This window comes from Shewanella sp. MSW (assembly GCF_007636515.1).
In the GTDB taxonomy this organism is placed as follows: domain Bacteria; phylum Pseudomonadota; class Gammaproteobacteria; order Enterobacterales; family Shewanellaceae; genus Shewanella; species Shewanella indica.
In genome coordinates, this window is record NZ_LVDR01000031.1 from 1 (window position 1) to 6,745 (window position 6,745).

Genomic DNA, 6,745 nt, shown 5'->3' on the forward strand with positions numbered 1-6,745 from the left:
GAGTTTTGATGATAGCGATTAGCTTGGCACCGCTTTGAGGGTTGCTGGGTTTATAGCGCCGTCATGCAGGGTTCAAATCCCTGCACCTTTGTCAGATCCAGAGACGCCCGCTTGTGCAAACAGGCGGCCTTTTCATGTGATTTCCATATTTTTATCCAAGCTAGTTGTTATTCTGAAGACCGTAGGGTTTTTAGCCCCAGGCATAAGGGCTGTCCCTGAGTATTTTTCGTCCTAGATTGATAATGATCAATTCAACTCGACCACTACAGGGGCTGGATTACAGAGGTTACAGTTTTTGATTATGGTTCTAAGTTGGTGTTACCGCTATCTCCACTCAATCAGCCCGCTATTTTCTTATCATATCCATGGCAAATCCCGCTTTCGAGTGAATATCCTTCAAGTAATAAATTAAATGGCTCAGAATCTGCCAAAGAGACTATAACCTGGGCGAGGACAATGGTATAAATGGAGCCGATTTGTCCCTACATGTCCAATTACAGGAAAGCTGTCATGATTTTTTCTCAGATTACCGCCGCGCCGGCCGATCCCATTCTTGGTTTAACTGAGGCTTTTAAAGCCGATCCCCGCACGGATAAAGTCAACCTGGGTGTTGGCATTTATAAGGATGAGGCTGGCCAGACCCCGGTACTCAAATCGGTCAAGTTGGCAGAAGCCAAGTTGCTCGAAGAGGAAAAGACCAAGAGCTATCTCGGTATCGAAGGGGTTGCCCTGTATAATCAAGCGGTTCAACAACTGCTATTCGGTAAAGATAGCGCCATAATCGCCGCTGGCCGGGCAGTAACGGCTCAGGCTCCGGGAGGTACAGGCTCATTGCGGGTCGCTGCCGAGTTTGTCCTTAGCAATACAGACAGCAAAACTATCTGGATCAGCAACCCAACCTGGGCCAATCATAAGAACATCTTCGAAACCGCCGGGCTTGAGATCAAAGAGTACAGTTATTATCAGGCAGAAACCCACGATCTCGACTTCGATGCCATGATGACAGATCTGCAACAGGCGACTGAGGGTGATTTTGTGCTGCTGCATGGCTGTTGCCACAACCCGACCGGTATCGATCTGAATATCAATCAATGGCAGCAAGTTGCCAAACTGTGTGCCGAAAACGGATTGGTGCCTCTGTTTGATTTTGCCTATCAGGGCTTTGGCACAGGAATTGAAGAAGATGCCCAAGGCCTCAGAGCTGTTGCCGCCATGGTGCCTGAGCTGCTGGTGGCCAACTCTTTCTCGAAAAACTTCGGGCTTTATAATGAACGTATCGGTGCCGTGACTCTGGTGGCCAAAGACAATGAGTGCGCTGCACGGGCTTTCAGTCAGGTTAAGCGCACCATTCGTGCCAACTACTCCAACCCGCCGGCTCATGGTGCCATGATTGTCAGTACTATTCTTAACGATAGTGAGCTCAATACGCTGTGGCAGCAAGAATTGACTGAAATGCGCCAGCGCATAGCTAGCATGAGAACCCTGTTCGTTGAGAGCCTCAAGGCCGAAGGCGTCGATCGCGACTTCAGCTTTATCTCCCGTCAAAATGGCATGTTTAGCTTCTCAGGACTTAACAAGGAACAAGTTGCCAAGCTGAAAGATGAGTTTGGCGTCTACATTGTCGGCTCTGGCCGTATTAGTGTTGCCGGGATGACCAAGAGTAATATGCCGGTTATTTGTAAGGCGATAGCCAAGGTGCTCTAAACCTGCTGGATTTTGCCAAAAACTTGATAAGGACAGCTTTTGCTGTCCTTTTTGCTGTTTGGCTATAGTTTATCGTTATTCAAGCAATAAGTTTTTTCGGCTGTAAAGTCTGTACCAAAGCGTTGACCAAGGCGTCTCTGTCGTGACAACCACTCTGGAGTGGATCGGCCAGCGGCGAGCGATAAATTAATCCGTCCTGATATGGTTGGCCATGACACAGTACAGCATCGATACGCCCTGCGCCTATCAGTTGCTGACACCAATTCAACTTTGCCTCCAAACTCAGCTCTCCGGCCACTGATGCCTCAGGTTTCAGATTATCGATAAATACCACTCTGGCTTGACTGTATTTAATCGCTGTTGCCAGCTCTGGCAATAACAAAGGTGGCATCAGGCTGGTGAGAAAACTGCCCGGGCTTAGAATAATCAGTTCGGCTACATTCAGCGCCGCTATGGCCTCTTCTGTGGCTTTGACCATAGGTTCAAGATTCATCGCCACCGGGCGCTCAGCCATGCTGTCGACCTCCAGCTCACCGAACACTTTGCTCCCTGAGGCGTCAAGCGCCAGCAAGTGAGTAGGGTGTTCAGACATGGGATATAGGCGGGTGTCAATTTTAAGTAGGCCGCGGATAAGATTAATCGCTTCGAGGGGCCTGACACAGAGCTGATCCAATGCTGCCAGGATAAGGTTGCCCAGGTTATGACCATTGAGTTCATCCTGGCTATCGAATCTGTATTCAAATAATAAGGAACCGACAGAGGGTTTATGCGCCAGTTGGCTGAGACAATTACGTAGATCGCCCCAGGCGATACAGTCATTACTGTTTCTTAATCTGCCTGTGCTGCCGCCGTTATCTGTGGTCGCAACTATGCCTGTTAGTCGATCGCCGAGAAAAGCCAGGGATGATAGGACTCTTCCTAACCCATGGCCTCCACCAATAGCAACAACTTGCTGATATTGACTGAATAACTGCCTTTGCATAGCTGATCCTTGCCGTCGCTTTGAACTTGAACATTCTACACCAATGCTGCATAAGAGTCAGAGAGCTATTTTGTGAAAAGTGATATCTGACATATAATGCGGAAATTTTCCCCTTAACTTTTGGGTAACCGGCAAAAGGAAAGACTGATTGAAAACCGGAAAACTTGGCTCATTTACCCTGGCTTTGGCTTTGGTAATACTGTCGGTATTGGCACTTAGGGTGTACCTGATACCTAGTTTGAAAACTGCCGAGCAGAGTTCAGCACCACTGATAAAGAACCAATTGGGTATCAGCTTGATCCCAGATTTCAGCAGCATAGGTAATGTCAGCGATAAGAAGCAGGCGTTTTTTGACTTCTTGCGTCCGGCGGTGCAAAAGCAAAATAGCATTATCGCTGAGGAGCGTAAATTTCTCGAACAGGTGCAAAAGCACTTGCAAAACCAACATCAGCTTAATGATGCCGAGCAATATCGTATTCAGCGTCTGGCAGAAAAGTATCAATATGCCATGCGTGCTATCGATAGCGACAGCATCAATAAATTGCTGCGTCGGGTTGATGTGATCCCGGAATCTATGGTGCTTATCCAGGCAGCCAACGAAACCGGCTGGGGCAGTTCTCGGTTTGCCCGTGAAGGACTCAATTTTTTTGGTCAGTGGTGTTTCAAAAAAGGTTGCGGTTTGGTTCCACAGTCGCGCTCTGAAGGCATGTCCCATGAAGTGGCCGTATTCAAATCGGTCGACGACTCAGTAGCTTCTTATATGCGTAATCTTAATTCCAATGCAGCCTATTCTTTGTTTCGTTCCATACGTGCCGATCTCCGTAGTCAACAGGAACCCCTGACGGCAGAGAAGTTGGTTTATGGCCTGGTAAACTATTCGGAGCGCCAGGAAGCCTACATTGACGAATTATTGGATATGCTGCGTCACAACGAAGAATATTTGGTGGAAAACCATGTCGAAAAAACTGCTGTTTAGTACGTTATTGTTGCTGTCCCCCTCTTTGATGGCCAGTCAGGTGTCTTTGAACTATGCCGACTTTTACGCGCGGATGAAAGTGATGAATAAAGGCAATTATCCACTTATTGATCTGGCTTTTACGGTTCCTGAAACCGAAAACTGTCAATTAAAAAATGGCAGTATCAGCACAGAAACTGAACGTTTTCCTCTGACATTTGATGCCAGTCAGAGGTTGTTTATTCCCTTCGATGAAAAGCTCAAGGGTGCCAGAGCCCTGATTAACCTTGAGTTGGCTGGAGATGGGCAAGGCTGCGGCATTGGTATGCAGCTCAGGGGTCGTACTCCCAAACAGGAGTACAGCGGCGATGAACTGAGAGACATCAGTAATCAAATGAATGAAGCCCTGAAGCAGATGCAAGGATTTCCGATGAAGTATTTTGCCAAGCCTATTTCAGGTCTTAATATTGAATTTACCGGCAGTGAAAATGGTGCTTGGCTCGATGGGCGCTATCAAACGCTGGGTAAGCGCTACGAACTCAGTAATGAGGAACTCAGCCAAATTGAAGTAGTAAAATTTGACTCGGCTCCTGCAGTGATCAGCCCATGGGTCATGCGAGACAACTAACTACTTGCCTTTTATTCAGATGAGTTTCCAAGGCTGGTTATCATTTGGAATGATGTTGCTGGCAGTTTGCTGACGCTCGAGTCGCCTCACTAGATGAGACTAGGTCTGGCTTACTGCCAACGTTCTAGCTATTTATCTGCCAGGTTGCTTGCCCATTTTCATTTGAGTAACAAATCATCGTCAATGGGACAGAAGTCGCTGGCGGCATTGAGCAGGAGCATCGAGGTTAATTCAGTAACGGAATAGATTTCAACTCGTTTGCCTTTTTGACGTAGCTTTTCGGCTAACAAGGCGAAATCACCGTCCCCGGAAACCAGTGCCACAATGTCCACAGCATCGGCATATTCCAACGCATCTATGGTTATTCCCACATCCCAATCACCTTTGGCTGTTCCATCAGCGCGTTGGATAAAGGGCTTCAACTTCACCTCAAAGCCAATGGCCCGCAGGATATTTTGAAACTCGCGCTGTTTTTTATCACCTCTGTCTATAGCGTAGGCAAATGCTCTCACCAGCTGTTTCTGATCAGTGACTTTGGACCAAAGCCGGTTGTAGTCCAGGTTTCGCCCGAAAACTTGTTTGGTGGTGTAGTAGATGTTTTGAACATCGGCCAAGAGAAGCACTCTACTGGGCTGATCTTTCATTGTTTCCGTTCCTTATTTTATGAACTCTGTCTCCCTTGACCTATGGCGGGGGAAAGCTCTTTTTTGTGCAAGTACTTAAGTCGTTTAAACTTGTTAGTTGCATGTTGTATTCTTTGTGTCCTGTATAAGGACAGGTTTGTTCGCCAATTATCACAGCGCCCTTGTGCCGGTAAAAATTGACACTGGCTTGGTTGTCACAATAGACGTTCAGCGTCAACCGCTCTCTTTGTTGCCTGGCATGTTCAAGTAAATGACCGCCGATCCCTAACCCTTGCATTTCGGGTTTAACAAATAACGCTGCCAACTTGTCCTCATAGAGAGAGTAGAAGCCAAGCACTTGGGTACCATGCTGATAGAGATAATTTTCTGCCGCAGGAATATAAAATTGGCGCATGTTATCCAACTGTTCTTGCCAAAATGTTGCGGCAATAAAATGATGGGCATCGATAGAGGCTGTTAGCCAGATCTTCAATACAGTTGGCATGTCTTCCATTGTAAATGCGCGGATCATATGACGTCCTTGTGGATGACTGGGCAAAATAGAGGATTAACGGGCTTTACTGCCTCACCGGACAGGCTACAAATCCTAAATAACGTGCAGGGTAACAAAGTAGGTTGAATAAAAAAATGATAAGGCGCTCAGAGTGCAGCTTTGGTTCTTGTCGGTTAACAAGCTTATGGGCATTTGACAATAATTTGAAGTTGTTGAGTTCAAGGATAACGCAGCAGATAAAAAAATTTACACTGTTATTCCGTTGGTTAACCGGCACTAAGCCAAAAGTGGATTACACTTTAAATCAAACATAGCGTACTGTATTGAAAAGGGCTTAATGCCGAATTGAACTGTAACAGCTTTAGCATTAAATGAGCTGGATTGTAGACTCGGGAGGAACTAAACCGAGAGCTAAACCGAGAGTTAAACCGTGCTGAGTACCGGGCAGGGAAATGGTCTCCTGCTGGTTTTGTCCCAAAGCAAGTGTGGACAAAGTGACTGAGGGATTAGTAACTATGCTAGATGATTTACTGTTTTCATCTGAAACATCACCGGAAGAAACTCATCAACGCGACGCCATGTGGCGTATTTTGGCGGTGGATGATGATGTCAAATTCCAGAATTCGCTGAGTTTTGCCATTAATAAAATGACATTAATGGGACGTCCCCTTGAACTCATACAAGCCTACAGCATGGCAGAGGCATCCAGCTTATTGGGAAAAGATGCCGACTTTGCTGTGGTGTTGGTTGATGTCGTGATGGAAACCGAAGATGCCGGTCTCAGGTTAGTCAAAGCTGTGCGGGATTTGCTGGGAATATCCGATACCCGTTTCGTACTCTTGACCGGCCAGCCAGGAATGGCGCCGGTCGAATCTGTGATGCAGGATTATGACTTGTCTGATTATGTGCTCAAGTCAGATCTCGCCAACCGTGGGATACGCAATATACTCACAGGTGCAGTACGTAATTATCATCATCTCAAGACTATTTCTTCTGCTCGTCGTGGTTGCAGCGGTAGTGTTCATAAATCTGTGTCATTTGAGTAATATACACCCAAAAGGATATTCAAATGACCAAACCTACATTTGACATGGAAGCCGCCATTGAAGCTCTGCGTGCAGGTAAAGACCTGACCGGCAAAGATGGTATTCTCACACCACTCATTAAACAGCTTACTGAAGCGGCCCTCAATGTTGAGCTCGACCAACATCTTGAAGATAAGCAGCCTGGTAATCGCAGAAATGGCAAGACCAGTAAGACACTGAAGACCGCTACCGGTAGCTTTGAGCTGCATACTCCGCGTGACCGAGATGGCACCTTCGAGCCTCAGGTTGTAAAA

The 6,745-nt window shown here is 46.8% G+C and carries 8 protein-coding genes; 5 read left to right on the top strand and 3 right to left on the bottom strand.

Annotation, left to right across the window (positions count from 1 at the left end; genetic code table 11):
* Window positions 1–510: 510 nt before the first annotated feature.
* Window positions 511–1,704, top strand: coding sequence for an amino acid aminotransferase (locus tag AYI96_RS20055; protein ID WP_144362211.1), 1,194 nt, complete (start codon window positions 511–513; stop codon window positions 1,702–1,704).
* Between the two features lie 79 nt (window positions 1,705–1,783).
* On the opposite strand, the gene yvcK is transcribed toward AYI96_RS20055, so the two are convergent.
* A complete protein-coding gene (yvcK, locus tag AYI96_RS20060) occupies window positions 1,784–2,686 on the bottom strand; it encodes a uridine diphosphate-N-acetylglucosamine-binding protein YvcK (protein WP_039035290.1) in 903 nt (300 codons plus the stop codon).
* A 148-nt stretch (window positions 2,687–2,834) separates the two neighbouring features.
* On the opposite strand from yvcK, the gene AYI96_RS20065 reads away from it, so the two are divergent.
* Together AYI96_RS20065 and AYI96_RS20070 are read left to right on the top strand one after the other, a co-directional pair.
* Window positions 2,835–3,662 (top strand): glucosaminidase domain-containing protein, encoded by an 828-nt coding sequence (locus AYI96_RS20065; RefSeq protein ID WP_039035289.1) that lies wholly within the window; start codon window positions 2,835–2,837, stop codon window positions 3,660–3,662.
* Complete coding sequence (locus AYI96_RS20070; protein ID WP_039035288.1) at window positions 3,640–4,269, top strand: DUF2987 domain-containing protein; 630 nt, start codon at window positions 3,640–3,642, stop codon at window positions 4,267–4,269. The genes AYI96_RS20065 and AYI96_RS20070 overlap by 23 nt, the downstream gene beginning before the upstream one ends.
* Before the next feature lie 158 nt (window positions 4,270–4,427).
* On the opposite strand, the gene AYI96_RS20075 is transcribed toward AYI96_RS20070, so the two are convergent.
* Together AYI96_RS20075 and AYI96_RS20080 are read right to left on the bottom strand one after the other, a co-directional pair.
* A complete protein-coding gene (locus AYI96_RS20075) occupies window positions 4,428–4,913 on the bottom strand; it encodes an NYN domain-containing protein (RefSeq protein WP_039035287.1) in 486 nt (161 codons plus the stop codon).
* Window positions 4,914–4,953: 40 nt separating this feature from the next.
* A complete protein-coding gene (locus AYI96_RS20080) occupies window positions 4,954–5,424 on the bottom strand; it encodes a GNAT family N-acetyltransferase (RefSeq protein WP_144362212.1) in 471 nt (156 codons plus the stop codon).
* A gap of 497 nt (window positions 5,425–5,921) precedes the next feature.
* Here AYI96_RS20080 and AYI96_RS20085 point away from each other — a divergent pair, with 497 nt between their 5' ends.
* Both AYI96_RS20085 and AYI96_RS20090 read left to right on the top strand, forming a co-directional pair.
* Window positions 5,922–6,452: a hypothetical protein gene (locus tag AYI96_RS20085; protein WP_186300096.1), complete on the top strand. Its 531-nt coding sequence runs from the start codon at window positions 5,922–5,924 to the stop codon at window positions 6,450–6,452.
* A 23-nt stretch (window positions 6,453–6,475) separates the two neighbouring features.
* Window positions 6,476–6,745: transposase (locus AYI96_RS20090; protein WP_186300097.1), on the top strand; the 270-nt coding region annotated here is incomplete at its 3' end.